This window comes from Sulfitobacter sp. CB2047 (genome assembly GCF_000735125.2).
Classification (GTDB): domain Bacteria; phylum Pseudomonadota; class Alphaproteobacteria; order Rhodobacterales; family Rhodobacteraceae; genus Sulfitobacter; species Sulfitobacter pontiacus.
This window is the reverse complement of the sequence record NZ_CP072613.1, coordinates 1,143,878-1,164,108: the sequence shown is the minus strand read 5'-3', so window position 1 is coordinate 1,164,108 and position 20,231 is coordinate 1,143,878. Positions and strand designations below refer to the sequence as shown.

General features: G+C 61.2%; 22 protein-coding genes and 1 riboswitch. Of the genes, 7 read left to right on the top strand and 15 right to left on the bottom strand.

The features are described 5' to 3' along the window. Positions 1-30 precede the first annotated feature (30 nt). Both IV89_RS05720 and IV89_RS05715 read right to left on the bottom strand, forming a co-directional pair. Positions 31-816: an SseB family protein gene (locus tag IV89_RS05720; protein ID WP_005849394.1), complete on the bottom strand. Its 786-nt coding sequence runs from the start codon at positions 814-816 to the stop codon at positions 31-33. Then, positions 809-1,396, bottom strand: a complete 588-nt coding sequence (locus IV89_RS05715) for a uracil-DNA glycosylase family protein (protein WP_181358639.1) — start codon at positions 1,394-1,396, stop codon at positions 809-811. The genes IV89_RS05720 and IV89_RS05715 overlap by 8 nt, the downstream gene beginning before the upstream one ends. 126 nt (positions 1,397-1,522) lie before the next feature. Here IV89_RS05715 and IV89_RS05710 point away from each other — a divergent pair, with 126 nt between their 5' ends. The 5 genes from IV89_RS05710 to kdsA all read left to right on the top strand — a co-directional run bounded on the left by IV89_RS05710 (position 1,523) and on the right by kdsA (position 6,173). Then, the gene (locus tag IV89_RS05710) at positions 1,523-1,879 is read left to right on the top strand and encodes a metalloregulator ArsR/SmtB family transcription factor (RefSeq protein ID WP_037944686.1); all 357 of its coding nucleotides are present in this window, start codon (positions 1,523-1,525) and stop codon (positions 1,877-1,879) included. A 12-nt stretch (positions 1,880-1,891) separates the two neighbouring features. Next, complete coding sequence (locus IV89_RS05705) at positions 1,892-2,794, top strand: cation diffusion facilitator family transporter (protein ID WP_037944687.1); 903 nt, start codon at positions 1,892-1,894, stop codon at positions 2,792-2,794. Between the two features lie 202 nt (positions 2,795-2,996). Then, entirely contained in the window at positions 2,997-3,656 is a 660-nt protein-coding gene (locus tag IV89_RS05700; protein ID WP_005849402.1) for an ATP-binding cassette domain-containing protein, read from the top strand. Beyond that, positions 3,634-5,343: a capsule biosynthesis protein gene (locus IV89_RS05695; protein WP_037944688.1), complete on the top strand. Its 1,710-nt coding sequence runs from the start codon at positions 3,634-3,636 to the stop codon at positions 5,341-5,343. The genes IV89_RS05700 and IV89_RS05695 overlap by 23 nt, the downstream gene beginning before the upstream one ends. Then, positions 5,340-6,173 (top strand): 3-deoxy-8-phosphooctulonate synthase, encoded by an 834-nt coding sequence (kdsA, locus tag IV89_RS05690; protein ID WP_005849405.1) that lies wholly within the window; start codon positions 5,340-5,342, stop codon positions 6,171-6,173. The genes IV89_RS05695 and kdsA overlap by 4 nt, the downstream gene beginning before the upstream one ends. An 18-nt stretch (positions 6,174-6,191) precedes the next feature. Here kdsA and IV89_RS05685 read toward each other — a convergent pair whose 3' ends face one another. The 8 genes from IV89_RS05685 to trmB form a co-directional block, all read right to left on the bottom strand. Then, the gene (locus tag IV89_RS05685) at positions 6,192-6,836 is read right to left on the bottom strand and encodes a phosphoribosylanthranilate isomerase (RefSeq protein WP_037944689.1); all 645 of its coding nucleotides are present in this window, start codon (positions 6,834-6,836) and stop codon (positions 6,192-6,194) included. A gap of 34 nt (positions 6,837-6,870) precedes the next feature. Beyond that, on the bottom strand, positions 6,871-7,221 hold the full coding sequence (locus tag IV89_RS05680; protein ID WP_009825117.1) for a LapA family protein: 351 nt from the start codon (positions 7,219-7,221) through the stop codon (positions 6,871-6,873). Further along, positions 7,221-7,505: an integration host factor subunit beta gene (gene ihfB / locus IV89_RS05675; protein WP_005849411.1), complete on the bottom strand. Its 285-nt coding sequence runs from the start codon at positions 7,503-7,505 to the stop codon at positions 7,221-7,223. The genes IV89_RS05680 and ihfB overlap by 1 nt, the downstream gene beginning before the upstream one ends. Positions 7,506-7,780: 275 nt before the next feature. Beyond that, the gene (gene rpsA / locus IV89_RS05670) at positions 7,781-9,457 is read right to left on the bottom strand and encodes a 30S ribosomal protein S1 (RefSeq protein ID WP_235183804.1); all 1,677 of its coding nucleotides are present in this window, start codon (positions 9,455-9,457) and stop codon (positions 7,781-7,783) included. 314 nt (positions 9,458-9,771) lie between these two features. After that, positions 9,772-10,149: a rhodanese-like domain-containing protein gene (locus tag IV89_RS05665; protein ID WP_037944690.1), complete on the bottom strand. Its 378-nt coding sequence runs from the start codon at positions 10,147-10,149 to the stop codon at positions 9,772-9,774. Between the two features lie 92 nt (positions 10,150-10,241). Then, positions 10,242-10,856: a (d)CMP kinase gene (locus tag IV89_RS05660; protein WP_037944691.1), complete on the bottom strand. Its 615-nt coding sequence runs from the start codon at positions 10,854-10,856 to the stop codon at positions 10,242-10,244. After that, complete coding sequence (gene aroA / locus IV89_RS05655; protein ID WP_037944692.1) at positions 10,856-12,208, bottom strand: 3-phosphoshikimate 1-carboxyvinyltransferase; 1,353 nt, start codon at positions 12,206-12,208, stop codon at positions 10,856-10,858. The genes IV89_RS05660 and aroA overlap by 1 nt, the downstream gene beginning before the upstream one ends. A 92-nt stretch (positions 12,209-12,300) precedes the next feature. Next, entirely contained in the window at positions 12,301-13,002 is a 702-nt protein-coding gene (trmB, locus tag IV89_RS05650) for a tRNA (guanosine(46)-N7)-methyltransferase TrmB (RefSeq protein WP_235183805.1), read from the bottom strand. Between trmB and IV89_RS05645 the strand changes: the two genes are divergently transcribed. Continuing rightward, positions 13,001-13,147 carry a hypothetical protein gene (locus IV89_RS05645; RefSeq protein WP_200875471.1) on the top strand — a complete coding sequence of 49 codons (147 nt, stop codon included), beginning with the start codon at positions 13,001-13,003 and terminating at the stop codon, positions 13,145-13,147. The two genes, trmB and IV89_RS05645, sit on opposite strands and share 2 nt — an antisense overlap. A gap of 55 nt (positions 13,148-13,202) precedes the next feature. Then, positions 13,203-14,813, top strand: coding sequence for a BCCT family transporter (locus IV89_RS05640; protein ID WP_037944694.1), 1,611 nt, complete (start codon positions 13,203-13,205; stop codon positions 14,811-14,813). Between the two features lie 66 nt (positions 14,814-14,879). On the opposite strand, the gene metK is transcribed toward IV89_RS05640, so the two are convergent. From metK to IV89_RS05615, 5 genes are all read right to left on the bottom strand, one after another. After that, the gene (gene metK / locus IV89_RS05635; RefSeq protein WP_037944695.1) at positions 14,880-16,064 is read right to left on the bottom strand and encodes a methionine adenosyltransferase; all 1,185 of its coding nucleotides are present in this window, start codon (positions 16,062-16,064) and stop codon (positions 14,880-14,882) included. Between the two features lie 4 nt (positions 16,065-16,068). Next, a riboswitch (SAM-SAH riboswitch) is annotated at positions 16,069-16,116 on the bottom strand. 8 nt (positions 16,117-16,124) lie between these two features. Next, positions 16,125-17,642, bottom strand: a complete 1,518-nt coding sequence (gene lnt / locus IV89_RS05630) for an apolipoprotein N-acyltransferase (protein WP_037944696.1) — start codon at positions 17,640-17,642, stop codon at positions 16,125-16,127. Beyond that, complete coding sequence (locus IV89_RS05625) at positions 17,642-18,550, bottom strand: hemolysin family protein (RefSeq protein WP_037944697.1); 909 nt, start codon at positions 18,548-18,550, stop codon at positions 17,642-17,644. The genes lnt and IV89_RS05625 overlap by 1 nt, the downstream gene beginning before the upstream one ends. A 20-nt stretch (positions 18,551-18,570) precedes the next feature. Further along, a complete protein-coding gene (ybeY, locus tag IV89_RS05620; protein WP_037944698.1) occupies positions 18,571-19,095 on the bottom strand; it encodes an rRNA maturation RNase YbeY in 525 nt (174 codons plus the stop codon). Between the two features lie 67 nt (positions 19,096-19,162). Continuing rightward, the gene (locus IV89_RS05615) at positions 19,163-20,152 is read right to left on the bottom strand and encodes a PhoH family protein (RefSeq protein ID WP_037944699.1); all 990 of its coding nucleotides are present in this window, start codon (positions 20,150-20,152) and stop codon (positions 19,163-19,165) included. Between the last annotated feature and the right edge of the window lie 79 nt (positions 20,153-20,231).

The window sequence follows — 20,231 nt, the reverse complement described above, 5'->3', positions numbered from 1 at the left end:
GGGGCGGGATGCAAGCGGCTTTGGTCCTTGCTAATGCAGGATCGGCGGCTTTGACGGGTCAGAGCCGGGGGCCTCCATCCGCGGGGTTTTTTCCAGCGGGTCCATCTGGGGCAGATCAAAACGCAGCCCGACTTTCGACAGTTTTTCAACCGTCGGATCAGAGGGCGCGAAGAAGCCCACATCCATCGCCCCCGCATCGATACCCGAGAATGTCAGCGCCTCGGAAGCGGCACGAACCAGCGCGTCTTGCGCGCGCGGGATGGCCCCGACAAAGCCCAGCAGATGCCCGCGCCCGCCGCCGGTATATTCAACCCCGACCAGCCACGCCCCTGCCGCCATGCCTGTGGCGGTCGCCAGCTTGGCATCAATCGCGGCAATCAGCGTTTCGGGCAGGCCCTTGGGCGGCAGAACACGGTCGATGCGCGCCTCGACCTCTCCGGCTTCATGGGCGAGTGTGTCGCGCAGCCAAGCCACGGCGCTGTCGGGCAGCAGGATCGCCGAAGGGGCAACATCCAGGTTCACCGCCATGCCAAGCGGTTGGCCATCCAGCATCCCCGCAATCGCGCGCCCCGACAGTGCCACATAGGGCGCAGGCTGCCCGACATAGGCCGCAAGCCGTTCGATCCGGTCAAAGACCAGCACATAGGCGTCCTCGAGCAGGACAGGGCTGACCTGATCGGCGTCCGGTTCGGCTTCGAGCAGCAGGAAAAGCTCCACATCGGCCATGCGTTCGTAGAACCGCAGGCGGGCAGCGTCATCGCTTTCATCGGCCATCATGGCGGCATGGGCGATGTCCAGGGGCGTCGCTTCAGTCATCCAGTACATTCCTTACAGCAGCGCGGAGCCGGGGAAGCACGTCCTCCTCGAACCACGGATTTTTCTTGAGCCAACCGGTATTGCGCCACGAGGGATGAGGCAAGGCAAAGACGCCCTTCGGGTGGTTTTGCCAATCGGCGACGGCGCGGGTGACTGTGGTGAACCCGGGCAGGTGATAGCGCATGGCATAGGCCCCGATCAACACGGTCAGCCGGACATCGGGCACGGTATGCAGCGCCCGGGCCCGCCATGTTTTCGCACAGATCGGCGGAGGCGGCAGATCGCTGCCCTTGGCGTCATAGCCCGGAAAGCAGAAGGCCATGGGGATGATCGCCACGCGGCTGCGGTCATAAAAGGTCGTCTCGTCCACGCCCAGCCAGTCGCGCAGCCGCTTGCCAGAGGCATCCCAGAAGGGGGTGTTCGCCTCGTGCACTTTCAACCCCGGCGCCTGCGAGGCGATCAGCAGCCGCGCGCCCGGTTGGAACCAGACCACCGGATTGGGTCGGTGCCCCGTCGCCGTAGCCGCAAAGCGGTCGGCGCAGAGGGTGCATTGGCTGAGTTCGGGGCGGATGTCGGTCATGGGGGTAGACCTAAGCGGTGGCGCGCCGGTTTCAAAGGGGGCGGTGAGCCGGTGGTGCCCAGCACTCATTTCGAAACCTTTCGAAATGAGCTTGACGCGGCTAGTCATTTCTATATTTCTAAAAACATGAAAATGAATCCCGCCTCCCCCCATGATCTCGCCTTGGCTGCTGCGCGCTTTGCCGCGCTCGGATCAGAGCAACGTTTGCAAGTTCTCCGTTTGCTGGTGCGCGCAGGCCCTGACGGGCTGACCATCGGCACGCTGGGTGATCGCGCGGGCATCACCGGGTCGACGCTGACCCATCATCTGAAACTGCTTGTTGCCGCGGGGCTGGTGCGCCAGCAGCGGCAGGGGCGCAGCATCATCTGCGCGGCGGTATCCCATGACGCGGTACAGGATCTATCCGAGTTCCTGATGACAGAGTGTTGCGCCGACGCGGCAGTACCCTGCCCCGATCATCCCCACGGTTCACACCACAGATAGCGAAAGCCCCCCATGTCACACGGTCACCATCATCACGTCGATCCCGACAGCGGCGACGGCAAGATTGCCCTCGCGGTGGCGATCAACCTCGGTCTCACGGTCGCGCAGGTCATCGGCGGGATCGTCGCGGGCAGTCTGTCGCTGATCGCCGATGCGCTGCATAACTTCAGCGACGCCATCGCGCTGATCATCGCCTTTGCCGCACGCAAGATCGCCCGTCGTCCAGCCAATGCAGATATGACCTTTGGTTACGGCCGTATCGAGGCGGTCGCGGCGCTGATCAACTATACCACCTTGATCGTGATCGGCCTGTATCTGGTCTATGAGGCCGCGATGCGCTTTGCCAATCCCGAACCCGTGGCGGGCTGGATCGTGGTGATCGTCGCCGGCTTCGCCTTGCTTGTGGATCTGGGCACCGCCGCGCTGACCTTTCGCGCATCGAAATCCAGCGTGAACATCCGCGCGGCCTTTTTGCACAATGTGGCCGATGCCTTGGGGTCGGTTGCCGTGATCGTGGCAGGGACGCTGATGATCCTGTTCGGCTGGGCTTGGGTGGACCCATTGGCGACGCTGCTGATTGCAGGATACATCCTTTGGCAATCCGCGACCGAACTGCCGCAGGTGGCGCGGATCCTGATGCTTGCCTCGCCCGATGCGCTGCGCACCGAAGACGTGATCGCGGCACTGCGCGACCAGCCCGGTGTTGCAGATGTCCATCATGTGCACCTGTGGCTGATGGAGGAACACGGCGCGGCCTTCGACGCCCATATCGTTGCCGAACAAGGCACCGACCCAAGCGCCCTGCGCCAAGCGTTGAAATCCTACCTGAACTCCGAGTTCGATCTGAACCACGTCACGCTGGAGCTTGAGACCCGGGATGCCCATTGCCACGATGCCAAGGTGATCGGTCACTAACAACCGCACCCGTCGACCTTTCGTATAGCGCGTCCTGCAAACCATCGCCGATGGCACTGCCTTCGGGCGCGTGGGTCGTTTTGGCTCCTTGTAAATTCGGCCTCAACTACGACATAATATAGTCAAAATAGAGGGCTAGACACCGCCCAAGGCTCGGGAAACAGGGCGCGACATACCCGCAACAGCACCAATCGGAGCAGGCATGCTGGAATTCGACAACGTCTCCAAGTCCTTTTGGACTGGCACGCAACACAAGGTCATTCTCGACCATGTGTCATTTCGTGTGGATTTGGGGCATTCCCTTGGCATCCTCGCCCCGAACGGCACCGGCAAGACGACTCTTATCAATATGATGGCGGGGCTGGAAAAGCCGGACGAAGGTGAAATCAGACGCGGCTGCAACATCAGCTTCCCGCTGGGGTTCATGGGCGGTGTCGTCAACAAGGTTTCCGCGGTAGAGAATGCCCGCTATATTGCCCGTCTCTATGGGCTGGACCCTGACTACGTCGAAAGCTTTTGTCGCTGGCTGTGTGGGTTGGGGGAATATTTTGACCAGCCCGTCGGGACATATTCGGCCGGGATGAAATCACGGTTTTCGTTTTCACTGCTGCTTGCGCTTGATTTCGACATCTATTTGATCGACGAAGGCATGCCGAGCACCACAGATGTGGAGTTCAACCGCAAGGCGGGCGAAATTCTGCAAGAACGGCTGCGCACGACGACGATCATCATCGTTTCGCACCAAGCCGAGACGTTGGAACAATTCGCGCGGTCCGCTGCTGTCTTGCTTGGCGGAAAGCTACATATCTTCGACACCTTGGAAGAGGCCAAACAGCTTTATGACTACGAAACCCAAGGCTAGAAAATTCCGCATCAAACGTGCGACCCCTGCTGCGGCCCCAAAAGGAACCGACGCGGTCGAACGTGATGCCCCCGCGGCAGCCCCGCCGAAGCCGCAGGCCCCCGACGCGCCACGCGCTGCGGCTGCATCACGCGGCGAAGCACCGAAAGCTGCAGCGCCCAGCCAAGCTGCCGCAGCCTCCGCTGCGCGCCCGACCCCACCCACCGACGCCCGCAGCGGCGAGGTGTCATCAGCGACCGAAGTCAGCGGAGAGCAGGACATCGACGCGATCCGCCGCGAAGGGCTGACCGGCCGCCAGCTGCGCATGGCCCGTCGCGTGGCGCAAAAACACGGGCTTGCCCCGACCTCTGACTTCGATGCGGTGCGGTTGCTGCGCGCCGAAGGGATCGACCCGTTCCAACGCTCCAACATGCTGGAACTGGTCGTTCCTCAGGACAAGCAATCCACCGGCACGGCATTGCAGAAAGGGCGCATCCAGCTTCCCCAGACCGTCCCTGCCGGGGGGCGCAATCTGCCCTCGACCGACGTTAATCCGATGGAACGCCGCATGCGCGAGATCTCGGACATCCAGCGTGACATCACCAAGCGCCGCCGTCGCAAGATGGGGCTGCTTATGGTGCGTCTGGCGTTCTTTGTCGGGCTGCCCACAATCATGGGCGGGTATTATTTCTACAACATCGCCACCCCGATGTATGCGACAGACAGCCAGTTCCTGATTATCCAGAACGAAGGCACAGGCGGGCTTGGCCCCCTTGGCGGGCTGCTGCCGACGCAATTTGCCAACTCCGCCGATAGTATCGCGACACAAAGCTACCTGCAGTCAAAAGACGCGATGCTGCGGCTGGACCGTGATGTCGGCTTTATGAAGCATTTCTCGGACCCCGCGATCGACCCGATCCAGCGGATGAACCCTGACGCGTCGAACGAGGAAGCGTATAAACACTATAAGGACAACGTTAAAATCGGATACGATCCGACCGAAGGCATGATCCGGATGGAGGTGATTGCCGCCGATCCCGAGGTCGCGAAAGACTTTTCCGAACACCTGCTGGAATATGCCGAAGAACGCGTGAACGCCCTGTCGCAGCAAAAGCGCGAAGATGGCATGCGCGACGCCCGCGAAGCCTATGAGCAGACGGTCGCCAAACGCCGCGAGGCGCAGGAAGCGCTGATCAAGCTACAGGTCGACAACGGGGTGGACCCGCAGGCGGTGATCGCATCGATCCGCGGGCAGATCACCAATTATGAAACCTTGCTGCTGGAAAAAGAGCTTGAGCTTGCCGCCCTGCTCGACAACCCGCGCCCGAACCGCGCCAAGGTGGACGGTGCCCAAGGCGACGTGCGCCGGCTTAGCGCGCAACTGGACAAGCTGAACGAACGCATGAACAGCGCGACCGAGGGCACCAACTCGCTTGCACAACAAGCGGTCAGCTTGCAACTGGCGCAGGCCGATCTGGCCGCGGCAGATGCCGCCTTGCAGGCGTCCCAGACCCAGATGGAACAAGCCCGAACAGAGGCCAGCCGTCAGGTCCGATATCTGACCGTCGCGGTGCGTCCGGTGGCGTCGCAAAGCGCCTCATACCCACGCAAGTTCGAGAACACGATTTTGACATTCCTGATCTTTGCGGGCATCTACCTCATGCTATCGCTGACCTCCTCCATTCTGAAAGAACAGGTAACAAAATGACCCAAGTCACCGTTGGAAATGTCGTCATCGGGAATGATCGCCCGCTGACGGTGATCGCAGGCCCCTGCCAGCTGGAAAGCGAAACCCACGCACAGATGATCGCCGGCCAGATGAAAGAGGCATGCGATGCCGTGGGCGCACAGTTCGTGTTCAAGGCGAGCTATGACAAAGCCAACCGCACCTCCCTTGGTGGCAAACGCGGGCTTGGCATCGACGAAGGTCTGGCTGTGCTGCAATCGGTGGGCAAATCCATCGGCGTGCCCGTCCTGACCGACGTGCATACCGAAGCGCAATGCGCCATCGCGGCCGAGGCCGTCGACATCCTGCAAATCCCCGCCTTCCTGTGCCGCCAGACCGATATGCTGCTGGCCGCGGGCAATACGGGCAAGGTCGTGAACGTCAAAAAGGGTCAGTTTCTGGCCCCGTGGGATATGCCCAATGTCGTCGCCAAGATCGAATCCACCGGCAACAAACGTATCCTGCTGACCGAACGCGGCACCTCCTTTGGCTACAACACGCTGGTCGCTGACATGCGCAGCCTGCCGCAGATGGCGCAAACCGGATACCCTGTCGTGATGGACGCGACCCATTCAGTCCAGCAGCCCGGCGGGCAAGGTGGCTCCAGCGGCGGACAACGCGAGTTCGCCCCCGTCATGGCGCGTGCAGCGGTCGCGATTGGCGTGGGCGCGGTCTTTATCGAGACCCACGAAGACCCGGACAACGCACCGTCGGACGGGCCGAACATGATCTATCTGGATCAGATGCCTGCACTGGTTGCGTCGTTGATGAAATTCGACGCGCTGGCCAAGGAATACCCCCTCACCTTCTAGGGGACCATCCTGCCAATACTAGACCTTCGCGGCGTTTCCGAATGCCGCGATCAGCCCTGCGTCCTTTACACCCGGCGCGCTTTCCACACCGGAAGAGACATCTACCTGCCGTGCGCCGGTCATACGGGCGGCCTGAGCCACATTGTCAGGGGTCAGCCCTCCTGCCAGCATCCACGGCTTGTCCCATGTGCGATCTGCGATCAGGCGCCAGTCAAACGACAATCCATTGCCACCGGGCAGCGCTGCCCCTTTGGGCGGTTTCGCGTCGATCAGGATCTGGTCTGCCACGGCCATATAGGCATCAATCTGTGGCAGGTCATCTGCATCGGCCACACCGACCGCCTTCATCACCGGCAGCCCATAGCGCGCCTTGACCTCGGCGACACGCTCGGGCGTTTCCTTGCCGTGCAGCTGCAGCATATCAAGGGGCACAGCCGCCGTCAGCGCATCCAGAAAGGCGTCATCCGCGTTGACCGTCAACGCGACCTTACACAGCCCCATTGGCACCTCTATGGCCAGTTCAGCGGCTTGATCAATCGTGACGTGCCGGGGGGATTTTTCAAAGAAAACAAAGCCGACATAGCGCGCACCGGCCGCAGCGGCCGCCGCAATATCCTGCGTGCTGCGCAAGCCGCAGAATTTCACGTGCAAATTTTGGGTCATCGGATACTTCCTGCGCTAAGGGGCATAGGCCCGCTTAGCTTGCTTGATCCAGCAGCGCCAGAACCTCGTCCTGGTCCTGATACTTCTCGCCCTTCAGGCGTGCGACTTCACGTTCCAGACGGCGCATTTCGCGGGCCTGACGTGCGGCTTCGGCACGCTGGCCGTATTCGCGGATCCATTCCCAGACGAAACCCACCAGCAAACCGGCGATGATGCTACCCAGAATAACAATGAACAGCGGCACCTGAATTTCAGGGTTCAACGCGAACCAGCCCGATACCTCGGTCGGTAGCAACTTCAGCGACACCATAGACCGGTTGGCCAAGGCAACCGCGATCAGTGCAATGGCGAAGATTGCGATGCAGAGGTAGCGAACATAACGCATTAGGAATTCCCGTTTAAACGATCTCTAAGCAGTTTACCGGTCTTGAAGAACGGCACATGCTTTTCTTCTACATGAACCGTTTCCCCAGTGCGAGGGTTCCGGCCCACACGGGCGTCACGTTTTTTCACTGAAAAGGCACCAAAGCCGCGCAGCTCTACCCGATCACCGTCGGACATCGCGCCGGTGATCTCTTCGAAGATGGTATTTACGATCCGTTCCACGTCGCGCTGATAGAGATGGGGATTGTCGTCGGCAATCTTCTGGATCAGTTCTGACCGGATCATTTAACGTCCTCCGAGGTGCGCAATTAATGTCTTAACTAGGTGGGACTATAGCAAACCAAACGCGTTCGTGAAGTCATGCATATTTCTATTATTGCGATTAAGTAGCGGGAAGTCGCTGTTTTCCAGTCATTTTTTAGTCACATTTCACGCAACCACCCGGAACAGCGCTGCCAGCCGCCCTTCCCTGCCCCTCGCCACAGATTGCGATTCGCAACGAAAAAGGGCCCCGCAGTCTGCACTGCGAGGCCCCTGATCTGTGCAACAAGCGCTAAGGCTTATTCGTCGCCTTTCAGAGCGGCACCCAGGATATCACCCAAGGATGCGCCGGAGTCAGAGGAGCCATACTGCTCGACTGCTTCTTTCTCTTCTGCGATTTCACGTGCTTTGATCGACACGCCCAGACGGTGCGCTTTCGCGTCAACGTTGGTGATGCGGACGTCAACCTTGTCACCAACCGAGAAACGCTCGGGGCGCTGTTCGGCACGGTCACGCGACAGATCGGAGCGACGGATGAAGGCTTTCATGCCTTCGTATTCGACTTCGATGCCACCGTCTTCGATGGAGGTCACGGTCACAGTCACAACGGAACCGCGCTTCACGCCGCCCACTGCTTCTGCGAACTTGTCGCCGCCCACACCTTTGATCGACAGGCTGATGCGTTCTTTTTCCACGTCAACTTCGGAAACAACGGCCTGAACCGTGTCACCTTTGCGGTAGTCCTGGATCGCTTCTTCGCCGCGCTGGTCCCAGCTCAGGTCAGAGAGGTGAACCATGCCGTCGATGTCGCCTGGCAGGCCAACAAACAGACCGAATTCGGTGATGTTTTTGACTTCGCCTTCAACTTCGGTGCCTTCTGGGTGTGTTTCAGCAAACACTTCCCATGGGTTGCGCATGGTCTGTTTCAGACCAAGGGAAACGCGACGCTTGGCGCCATCGATTTCCAGAACCATGACTTCGACTTCTTGGCTGGTGGAAACGATCTTGCCGGGGTGTACGTTCTTCTTTGTCCAGGACATTTCGGAAACGTGAACCAGACCTTCAACGCCTGGCTCCAGCTCAACAAATGCACCGTAATCGGTGATGTTGGTGACGCGGCCAGTGTGCGTGGATTCCAGCGGGTACTTGGCTTGAACCAGATCCCATGGATCTTCTTGCAGCTGTTTCATACCCAAGGAGATGCGGTGCGTCTCTTTGTTGATCTTGATGACCTGAACCTTGATGGTTTCGCCGATCGACAGGATCTCGGATGGGTGGTTCACACGGCGCCATGCCATGTCTGTGACGTGCAGCAGGCCGTCAACACCGCCCAGATCAACGAAGGCACCGTATTCGGTGATGTTCTTGACCACACCGTCAACTTCCTGACCTTCGGTCAGGTTGCCGATAACTTCGGCACGCTGTTCGGCACGGGATTCTTCAAGGATTGCACGACGCGAAACAACGATGTTGCCACGACGACGGTCCATTTTCAGAACTTGGAACGGCTGCTTCAGACCCATCAGAGGGCCGGCATCGCGCACGGGGCGCACGTCAACTTGGGAACCGGGAAGGAAGGCAACTGCGCCGCCCAGATCAACGGTAAAGCCACCTTTAACGCGGCCAAAGATCGCGCCTTCAACGCGCTCTTCTGCGGCATAGGCTTTTTCCAGACGGTCCCAGGCTTCTTCGCGACGGGCCATCTCGCGCGAGATGACAGCTTCGCCACGGGAGTTTTCTACCTGACGCAGGAATACTTCGACTTCGTCGCCGACTTCCACTTTGGGTGCTTCGCCAGGCTCGGCAAATTCTTTCAGTTCAACGCGGCCTTCCATCTTGTAGCCTACGTCGATAATAGCTTGGCCCGCTTCGATCGCGATAACCTTGCCTTTGACAACAGAGCCCTCTTCGGGCGTGTCCATTTCAAAGCTTTCTTCCAAAAGTGCTTCGAAGTCTTCCATTGAGTTCATAGCCATGTAGCTTGATTTTCCTTTAGCATTTGGTTTCTGGCCGCGCGGTTGTCTCCGCCGGTCTGTGGTTAAAATTGTCATCCGCGATGGGATTCGATCCGCAAAACAAAGAGGGCCGGATGAAACCGACCCTGCCTGATATCTCGCGCCCGAAACGTGTATCCGCCCCTTAGACAGTCGCGCGTATAGCCCTGTTTCGGGGCAAAGGCAAGGGCTGGCACGGGTGATCCCCTGTTCATACAGGTTCATACCGGGCGATGTCAGAAAAAGGGCAGACCGTAGCCTGCCCTTATCCATTCGGTCATCCTAGGGGTCGGGTATCAGCTTTCAGTCGGGCCGCCCGCGTCTTTCCAGCCGGGGAAACCGCCGATGTTGGTGACATTGGTGTAGCCCATGTCGTGCAGTGTCTTACCCGACAGCGCGGCCTGACCGCCCGCGCCGCAGACCAGGTAAATCTCCGCGTCTTTTTCGAAGATCGGGTTATACATCTCTTCCTTGTTGGGGTCGGCGCGGAATTCGATCATGCCGCGCGGCACACGATGCGCGCCCTTGATGGTCCCGCTTTTAGCGATGTCGCCGGAATCGCGCACGTCGATAAAGACACCCTTGCCTTCGGCATGTTTCGCAATCGCGTCCTTGGCGTCCATCTTGGGGACAACGGCATTCGCATCGTCGAGATAGTCTTGAGCGGTCTTCATAGTCAGCACCTCTTGTTTATTCCTATCGTGCCCAGCCTATCGCCAGACACGTCCCAGACCAACGTCAGGCAGCGACATTCGTTCCGCCGCGTCTAGTCACCTCTACGTGCGGCCACCAGTTCGATGGCGCGGGCCACGGCTGTCTCGATATCCATGGTCGAGGTATCCATCAGCTCTGCATCCTCGGCGGGCTTCAGCGGTGCCTCGGCGCGGGTGCTGTCGCGGGCATCGCGGGCCTGTACATCGGCCAGCACCCCTTCGAGGGTGACTTCGGCCCCCTTGGCGCTAAGCTCGGCAAAGCGGCGCTGTGCACGGACCTCGGGCGTGGCGGTAATGAACAGCTTGACCGGCGCATCGGGGCAGATCACCGTGCCAATGTCGCGCCCGTCCAGCACCGCGCCCCCTGCCCGCATGGCAAAGCTGCGCTGGAAATCGACCAAAGCGGCCCGCACAGCGGGGATCGCGGCCGCGCGGCTCGCGGCCTCTGCCACGGCATTGGTGCGCAGTTGGTCATTCTCAAGATCATCGGCTTGCAGGGTCAAAGCGGCTTCTTCGGCGGTCATGCCCTCCAGCACTTTCGCTCCTACGGCGCGATACAGCAGGCCGGTATCCAGATGCGCAAAGCCGAAATGCGCCGCAACAGCGCGCCCGACAGTGCCCTTGCCCGCCGCAGCCGGCCCGTCAATCGCAACGGTAAAGCCCAGCATCACGCATCCCCCCGCGCCACATCCGCGCCAAGGCGTTTCATCAGCGGCTCGAAGATCGGGAAGGACGTGGTGATCGGCGACCCGTCGTCCACACTGACAGGGGACGTTGCGGCCATGCCAAGGATCATAAAGGACATCGCGATGCGGTGGTCCAGCTGGCTGGCGCAGGTGGCGCCGCCCGGCACGTTCCCGTGCCCCCGTCCGGTGACCGCCCACCAATCGGGGCCCTCGTCCACTTCGATCCCGTTGGCGCGCAGCCCCTTGGCCATCGCGTCGATCCGGTCGCTTTCCTTGACCCGCAGCTCTTTCACGCCGCGCATCATGGTCTGGCCCTGCGCAAAGGCGGCCACGACAGAAAGCACCGGATATTCGTCGATCATCGACGCCGCACGCGCTGGCGGCACCTCGATCCCTTTGAGGTCGGGCGAGAATTTGGCGCGCAGGTCGGCGACAGGCTCGCCGCCCTCGGTCCGCTCGTTCTCGTAAGTCAGATCGGCCCCCATCTCGCGCAGTGTGGTGAACAGCCCTGCCCGTGTCGGATTCAGCCCGATCCCCGGCACCAGCACGTCGGAGCCCGGCACGATCAAGGCAGCACAGACCGGAAACGCAGCCGAGGACGGATCGCGCGGCACATCAACATGCTGGGCCTGTAGCTCCGGCTGGCCGGTCAGAGTGATCACACGGCCCTCATCCGTGTCTTCCACCGAGATCTCGGCACCGAAGCCCGCCAACATCCGCTCCGTATGGTCGCGCGTGGCCTCGGCCTCGATCACGACGGTCTTGCCGGGGGCGTTCAGCCCTGCCAGCAACACGGCGGATTTCACCTGTGCGGACGGCACGGGCACGGTGTAGCGCACGGGCACAGGATCAGCCGCCCCCACGATGGTCATGGGCAGGCGTCCGCCCTTGCGCCCGACAGATTGCGTGCCGAACAAGGCCAGCGGATCGGTGACCCGTGCCATGGGGCGGCCGTTCAGGCTGGCGTCGCCGGTGAATGTCGCGGTGATGGGGGAGGTCGCCATTGACCCCATGATCAAGCGCACCCCCGTGCCCGAGTTTCCGCAGTCGATCACCCCGTCCGGTTCTGCGAAACCGCCCACGCCCACACCGCGCACAGACCAGTTGCCGCCGCCCATATTGGTGACTTCCGCGCCAAAGGCCTGCATCGCCTTGGCCGTGTCCAGCACGTCGTCGCCTTCAAGCAATCCGCTGATGGTGGTTTCGCCAATGCACATCGCGCCCAAAATCAAGGACCGGTGCGAGATCGACTTGTCCCCCGGCACCTCGGCCACGCCGGACAGCGGGCCGCAAGCGGTAGAGGTCATCGGGACGGGCGTGGCGTGGCTGGACATGGATAACCCTCAAAAAAACTTCCTGAAAGCCCGTCTTAAACCAGCGATCCCGCCCCGTCCATTGCCAGCGTTCTTGGCCCGCGCCCGCCCGCTTAGGTCTTGCGGAAAGTCAGATAGTGCGGCACGCGCCCTTCGCGCAGGGCTTTTTGTTCGTAGCGGGTGGAAATCCAGTCGCCCCACGGCTCTTTCCAGTCGCCGGGGCGTTCCGCCAGCCATTCGAACCCGTGGCGCGGCACCTGCTCAAGCGTCTGGCGCACATAGTCTTCGATGTCCGTGGCAACGCGAAAGATCGCGCCGGGCTTGAGCACCTTTGCCAGCGGCTCAAGGTGTTCCGGCGTCACAAAGCGACGACGGTGGTGGCGCGTTTTCGGCCACGGATCAGGGTACAGCAGGAAAGCGCGGTCAATCGACGCCTCTGGCAGCACGTCAAAGATATCGCGCGCATCGCCCGGGTGGATCGCCACGTTATCGACACCCGCACGGCGGATCTTGCCCAACAGCATCGCGACCCCGTTGATGTAAGGTTCGCAGCCGATGATGCCTACGTCAGGGTTTTGCGCCGCCTGATGCACCATATGTTCGCCGCCGCCAAAACCGACCTCCAGCCAGACGGGTTTGCCGCCAAACAGCGTCGGCAGGTCCAGCGGTGTACGGTCGGGGTTCGCATCCCAATCGACAGGACCGGGCGACAGCGCCTCTAGATCCTCTTCGATATAGCCTTTCTGGCTTTGCTTAAGCGATTTGCCTTTAAGGCGACCGTAGAAATTGCGGCGGGGGCGTTCAGGATGTGTCATGGCGCTGGCTTTAGCCTGCGCGGGGGACGGGCGCAACATTTCGCGTAATCCTGCGCCGCAAAAGCCCACGCGCCCCCTGCGCAACGGCGGTGCCGCCCCTGTGAAGCGCAGCAAACCCGGAACGATCACGGGGACTTTACGTTGAGCCACAGGGTTCTACCTGACCAAGAACCGATAATAATGCAGCGGAGGACATGCGAATGCGGGAACTGGCAAGCCGACTAGGACTACGAACGGACCCTACGATATTCTTTGTTTCCGCCCTGTGTACCGCCCTATTTGTACTGGCTCTTGTCCTTGCCCCTGAACCGATCGGGGATGCTTTCGCCGCAGGCCGCGCCTGGATCGTATCGCATCTGGGGTGGTTCTTTATTCTTGGCGTCAACGTCTGGCTGGGCTTTCTGATCTGGGCCGCGATGAGCCGTCACGGCCATATCCGCCTTGGCCCGCGCGACAGCCGCCCCGAGTATACAAACCTGTCGTGGTTCACCATGCTTTTCGCGGGCGGCATCGGCACCGTGCTGATGTTCTGGGGCGTGGCCGAACCGATCAGTCATTTTTCGGACCCGCCCCTGCCCGGCGTTGAACCTTTCACGGAACAGGCCGCACAAGACGCCATCTCTATCGCCACATACCACCTTGCGCTGCACACCTGGACGATCTTCGCGCTGCCCGGTCTGGCCTTTGCCTATTTCATCAACCGCTATGATCTACCCGTGCGGGTCAGTTCAGTCTTTTACCCGCTGTTGAAAGAGCGCATCCACGGCCCTTGGGGCAAGGCGATCGACATTGCGTCGATCCTCGGCACGCTGTTCGGCGTCGCGGTCTCGCTTGGGCTGGGGTCATCGCAGATCGCAGCGGGTCTGTCGGCGCTGTTTGGGTGGAACGACGGCGTGCCGCTGCAGGTCGGCATCCTGACCGCGCTGACCGCCGTTGCCGTGGTGTCTATCGTGGCGGGGCTCGATAAGGGGGTAAAGCTGCTGTCCAACCTCAATATCGGCATGGCCGTGGCGTTGATGGTCTTTGTGCTGGTGACCGGTTCGACCCTGTTCCTGCTGCGCGGCATGGTCGAGACCTTTGGCCTGTACCTAAGCAACCTGCCACGGCTCGCCTTCTGGAATGATATGCTTGCCGATACCAACCCCTCTAATGGGGATTGGGGCTGGCAGGGCAGCTGGACGGTGTTCTACTGGGCCTGGACGGTCACATGGTCGCCTTTCATCGGGCTTTTCGTCGCACGGATTTCGCGGGGGCGCACGATACGGGAGTTCGTCTTTGGCGTGCTGCTGGCCCCGTCGCTGTTCACGTTGATCTGGTTCTCGATCTTCGGCTGGCAAGCGATGGAGATTGACGGCATCGGCACCGCCGCGCGCACGGCTCTTGGCGCGCAGGCCGGTTCGCTGAGCGCCGCAGTGGCTGACTCAGTCCCGCTTGCCATGTTCGCGTTTTTCGAAAGCTTCCCTTTCGCCGATATTGTGCAGGGTATCGCCGTGCTGGTGGTGGCGATCTTCTTTGCAACATCCTCGGATTCCGCGTCGCTGGTTGTCGACATGCTGTGCACCGGTTCGCCCGAACCCGGCCCCACCCGCCAGCGGGTGTTCTGGGGCGTGTCCGAAGGGCTGGTCGCCGCGATGCTGCTGATCCTTGCAGGGGACTTGGGGCTGACCGCCTTGCAACAGGTGATCACGGTCGTCGGCTTGCCGATCTTCCTGCTGGTCTTTGCGATGATCCCTTCGCTGATCAAGGGGTTCCGGACCGAAGATATCGACCACGTCTCTATCGGCAAACGCCCCGGCCTAGGTGATCTATAGCAGCCCCCACCAACGCAAAAGGGCAGCCCATTGGGGCTGCCCTTTCTTGTACCATGAAGCATGTGTTTACAGCGCGGCCTTCAGCGCATCGACCAGATCGGTCTTTTCCCAGCTAAAGCCGCCATCCGCTTCGGGCGCGCGTCCAAAGTGGCCGTAGGCCGCGGTGCGTTCAAAGATGGGTCGGTTCAACTGCAGATGCTCGCGGATGCCGCGCGGTGTCAGGTCGATGATCTGACGGATCGCCTTTTCAATCGCCGCATCCGCAACATCCGCGTCGCCACCATAGGTATCGCAGTAGATCGACAGTGGCTTGGACACGCCGATGGCATAGCTCAGCTGGATCGTACACTTTTCGGCCAGACCGGCAGCCACGACGTTTTTCGCCAGATAGCGCGCCACATAGGCGGCAGAGCGGTCAACCTTCGTCGGGTCTTTCCCCGAGAACGCGCCGCCCCCATGCGGTGCCGCGCCGCCATAGGTATCCACAATGATTTTGCGCCCGGTCAGGCCCGCGTCGCCGTCAGGGCCGCCGATGACAAAGGTCCCCGTCGGGTTCACCCACCATTCGGTGTCGGGGGTGATCCAGCCTTCAGGCAGAACCTGGGTGATATAGGGTTCGACGATGTCGCGGATGTCGGCACTGGTCTGGCCTGCATCGGCGTGCTGCGTCGACAAGACGATAGAGGACACGCCAACAGGCTTGCCGTCTTCATAGCGCACGGAAAGCTGGCTTTTGGCGTCGGGGCGCAATGTCGGCTCTGTACCGTCTTTGCGCACTTCGGCCAGACGGCGCAGGATCGCATGGGCATAGTGGATCGGCGCCGGCATCAGCTCTGGCGTCTCGTTGGTGGCGAAACCGAACATGATGCCCTGATCGCCCGCGCCTTCTTCCTTGTCGCCTGACGCATCCACGCCTTGCGCGATATGCGCCGACTGCGGGTGCAGCAGGTTGGTGATCTCGCAGGTGGCGTGGTGGAATTCATCCTGCTCGTAGCCGATGTCCTTGATGCAGGCGCGGGCGATGCCGTCGATCTTGCCAAGGTATTCATCCAGCTTGTCCTTGTTCGACAGGCCAACCTCGCCGCCGATGACCACGCGATTGGTGGTGGCAAAGGTCTCCGCTGCGACACGCGCTTCGGGTTCTTCGGTCAGAAAGGCATCAAGTACGGCGTCGGAAATCCGGTCGCAGACCTTATCCGGGTGGCCCTCGGAAACGGATTCCGAAGTGAACGTGTAGTTTTTGCGGGACATTTAGTGCTCCAATAGATTTCTTAGCCACGTCAGGAAGCCGTTGTGGCCGATTAACGGGGCTTAGCTTTGCCTGCCCCTTTGGTCAAACTTTAAGTTGCGTCGTCGGCGCAGGATAACAAGAGCAAACCCCGCCAAAGTGATGAAAAGAAACGGCCATTCGCCCCATCTGCTATAGGGTGTCGCAGGGCGTGGAGCGGGCAGAGGGGCATCCAGAAAGCCTGCCTCGTTCAGGGCCAAACTCTTTGTGATGCGGCCCCAGGGGTCAATCATCGCCGAAACGCCCGTGTTGGCGACGCGTGCCATGGGCAGACCTTGTTCTATCGCGCGCATCCGGGCCTGAGCCAGATGCTGCAACGGCCCCTGCCTCTTGCCGAACCACGCATCATTCGTGAGCTGCATCAAGAACGCAGGCCGCGCCGGTGCGGCGTTAACGTCCCGCGCAAAGACGGCCTCGTAGCAGATCAGGGGCAGCGCCTGGCCCAAGGGCCCCAGATCCATCAAATCTGCCCCCGGACCCGAGGAAAACCCACTGCCAAACTGCGCCGCCATGCCGCGCAGACCGATACGGCCCAACAGGTCGCCAAAGGGGATATATTCGCCAAAGGGCACGAGGTGGTGCTTGTCATAGGTCTGCACAACCTCGGCGTCTGGCCCCAGCAACACGGCCGAGTTGTAATAGGCCATGTCGTCGCGCCGCTGCACCCCCAGCACCACAGGCGTACCGGCTGCGGCTTCGCTGATATAGGTCAGCGCGCCATGGGCCAAATCAAGCGGCCACGCGATGGCGGTTTCGGACCAGAGTATCAGATCAGGCGCCGCATCCCCCTGCGCAGGCGGCGCAGCGGTCAGCGCCAGCTGACGATCAAAGAATTCGGGAATTTTGACGGGGTCCCATTTGTCTTTCTGCGCCGCGTTCGGCTGCACCATACGGATCATATGGTCGGTAACCGGAGCGTCGCGCCCTCCAAAGGGCACCGTCAACGCCGCCACGCCCAAGACCCGCGCGCCCCAGACAGCGCCCTGCCGCAGCAACGGCCCCCGCGCGCGCTGCACCATCGCCACAGCCAGCGCGACAAAGGCAAGGGTCATGCCGTAGGGCCCCACCAGCGCAAGCCCCTGCCCCGGCCAATGGTTGACCAAAGACTGAGAGAACATCCCCCAAGGGAAGCCGGTGAACAGATAACCGCGCAGCATTTCGGCGGCGGGCAGGACGAAGATCAGCGGCCAGACCTGTGCCGACAACCGGCGGGACACGTAGAACGCCAAAGCCCAGTACAACGCCAAACCGCCCGTCAGCCCCGCCACAGCAAAAGGTGCCATCCAGGCATAGCGTTCAGGGTCGACCATGAAGGGCGATACCAGCCACGACCATCCATGCAAGAAGTAGCCAAAGCCAAAGCCCCAGCCGAGCGCTGCGGCCTGCCGGGGCGTTGCAGCAGCGCGGTAGATCAACAGAACAGCCGCAAGTGCAGCCAGCAAGACCAGCGGCAGGTCATAGGGTGCCTGCCCAAAGGCCGCGACAACGCCCGCAAGCACCGCGGCCCCGAACCGCATCCAAGCGGCACTGCGCAATGTCATCAGTGAGATCCGGCCATACGCACGCGCAAACGCTTGATCCGGCGCGGATCGGCGTCGATCACCTCGAACTCGGGGCCATCGGGATGCACGACCACTTCGCCACGTGCCGGCACCCGTCCCGACAGCATGAAGACCAACCCGCCAAGCGTGTCGATCTCTTCTTCGTCAACATCATCGTGGTCGGTTAGAGAATGACCAATCTCGGCCTCGAAATCATCCAGAGGCGTCTTGGCCAGCGCAAGGTAGCAGCCGGGCTTTTCGACCGTCCAGTATTTGCCTTCGTCCACGTCGTGCTCGTCTTCGATCTCGCCGATGACCTGTTCGATCAGATCCTCGATCGTGACCAGCCCGTCGACGCCGCCGTATTCGTCAATCACCAGTGCCATATGGCGCCGTTCGGCCTGCATCTTGGTCAGCAAGACGCCAATGGTCATGGACGGCGGCACGAACAGCAAGGGACGCAGCATCGCCTGAAGGTCAAATTCGGTGTTTCGGCCATTAAATCCGTGGGTCAGAGCCAGATCCTTGAGGTGGGCCATGCCAACGGGGGTATCGAGCGTGCCGTCATACACCGGCAGGCGCGTCAGACCGCTATCCTTGAACACGCCGACCAGTTCATCCAGCGTCGAGGTCACCGGCACGGCGGTGATATCCGCCTTGGGCACCGCCACATCATCCACCCGCATCCGGCGCAGGTTCATCATGCCGCGGGTGGACAGCCTGTCAGTCTGTGCCGCGGTGATCTCCTCCTCTTCCTCGTTGTCCGACGCGCTGAGTGCGCCCATGACCCGGGAAAAGAAGCCACCGGATTTCGGGGTGTCTTCGGTTTCTTCGGCCTCGGAGGCCGGTATGATGTCTTCCAACTGCGCGCTCTGCGCCGCCTCAGATGATCCGTCTGTGTCGCCCATCGGGTCCTGTCTTTATGTGTTTAGGCAGGCGGTTGCACTGCGTCGTCTCTATATGGGTCATCCAACCCCAATTTGCCAAGTATTTCTACCTCTAACCGTTCCATCAGGGTCGCATCCCCGTCCCGTTCGTGGTCATACCCCAACAGGTGAAGCAGCCCGTGCACGATCAAATGGGTCACGTGATCGGCCATCGGGCGGCCTGCGGCCTCTGCCTCGGCGTGGCAGGTGTCAAATGAAATCGCGATGTCGCCCAGTTCCAGCATATTGTCGAACCCCGGCGTGACCGGCAGCGGAAGTTCGCCGTCGCGCGCGGCACCGCGTTCCTCGGCGGGCCAGCTGAGCACATTTGTCGGCGTGGGCTTGTCGCGGAAATCTGCGTTCAACGTGGCGATATGTGCATCGTCGCAGGCCAGCACCGTCACCTCGGCGGTGTCGGCATCCAGCGACAGATGCGCCAATGTGGCGCGCATCGCGCGGGGGCATAGGGTATCAAGGTCCAGACCGGCCCAACGGGGGTCTTCCTCCATCACGTCAAGCGCCTGCATCAGCGCCCCACCGGGGGCCAGCCCCCGGCCCCCCGGAGTTTATCTGGCAAAATGAAGCAGCCGGGCATCACGCGTGGCCTGCATCTGCTTCATAGGCTTCGATGATCGCGGCCACGAGCGGGTGGCGCACCACGTCTTTCGAGGTGAAGTAGTTGAAGCTGATCTTGGGGATCGTCTTGAGCAGCCGTTCCGCGTCTTGCAAGCCCGATGGCACGCCGCGTGGCAAGTCGATCTGGGTCCGGTCACCGGTGATCACCATCCGCGAGCCTTCGCCCAGACGGGTCAGGAACATCTTCATCTGCATCGAGGTCGCGTTCTGCGCCTCGTCCAGCACGACGAAGGCGTTGGACAGGGTGCGCCCGCGCATGAAGGCCAGCGGCGCGATCTCGATCTTTTTCTCTTCGATCAGCTTGGCCAGTTGCTTGCCGGGCAAGAAATCATTCAGCGCGTCATAAAGTGGCTGCATGTAGGGATCGACCTTGTCTTTCATGTCACCGGGCAGGTAGCCCAGCTTCTCCCCCGCCTCCACGGCAGGGCGCGACAGGATGATACGGTCCACATGGCCACCAATGAACATCGACACGCCGACGGCCACCGCAAGATAGGTTTTACCCGTACCGGCAGGGCCGATGCCGAAGGCCAGTTCGTTGTCGAACAGTGATTGCACATAGGCTTTCTGCGCAGCCGTGCGGGGTTCGACGCGTTTCTTGCGGGTCTGGATTTCGACGCCACCCAAATTCGGCATCTCGATCTGGTCACCCGGGCGCGCACCCGTCCCAGCCGCTGAATCACCCATGCGTAGCAAACTGGTGACATCGGCGGGCTCCACACTGCGGCCGCCTTCCAACCGGGCATAAAGCCCTTCGAGCACTGAGGCCGCGCGGGTGGTCGCGTCTTCCTCTCCCATCACCGACAGGTGGTTGCCCCGACGCACGATCTGGACCTCAAGCGCCGTCTCTACGGCGGTCAGGTTGGCGTCATAGGGGCCGCAGAGATCGATCAGAAGCCGGTTGTCCGGAAATTCAAGTTGCTGCGCGTGAGAAGCGGGAGGCGTCATTGTGTCACTAGATGGCAAAGCGTTTTCCTAATTGGAGGTGTCTTTGGATTAATATGGGTCCCATATTCAAACTATGTAC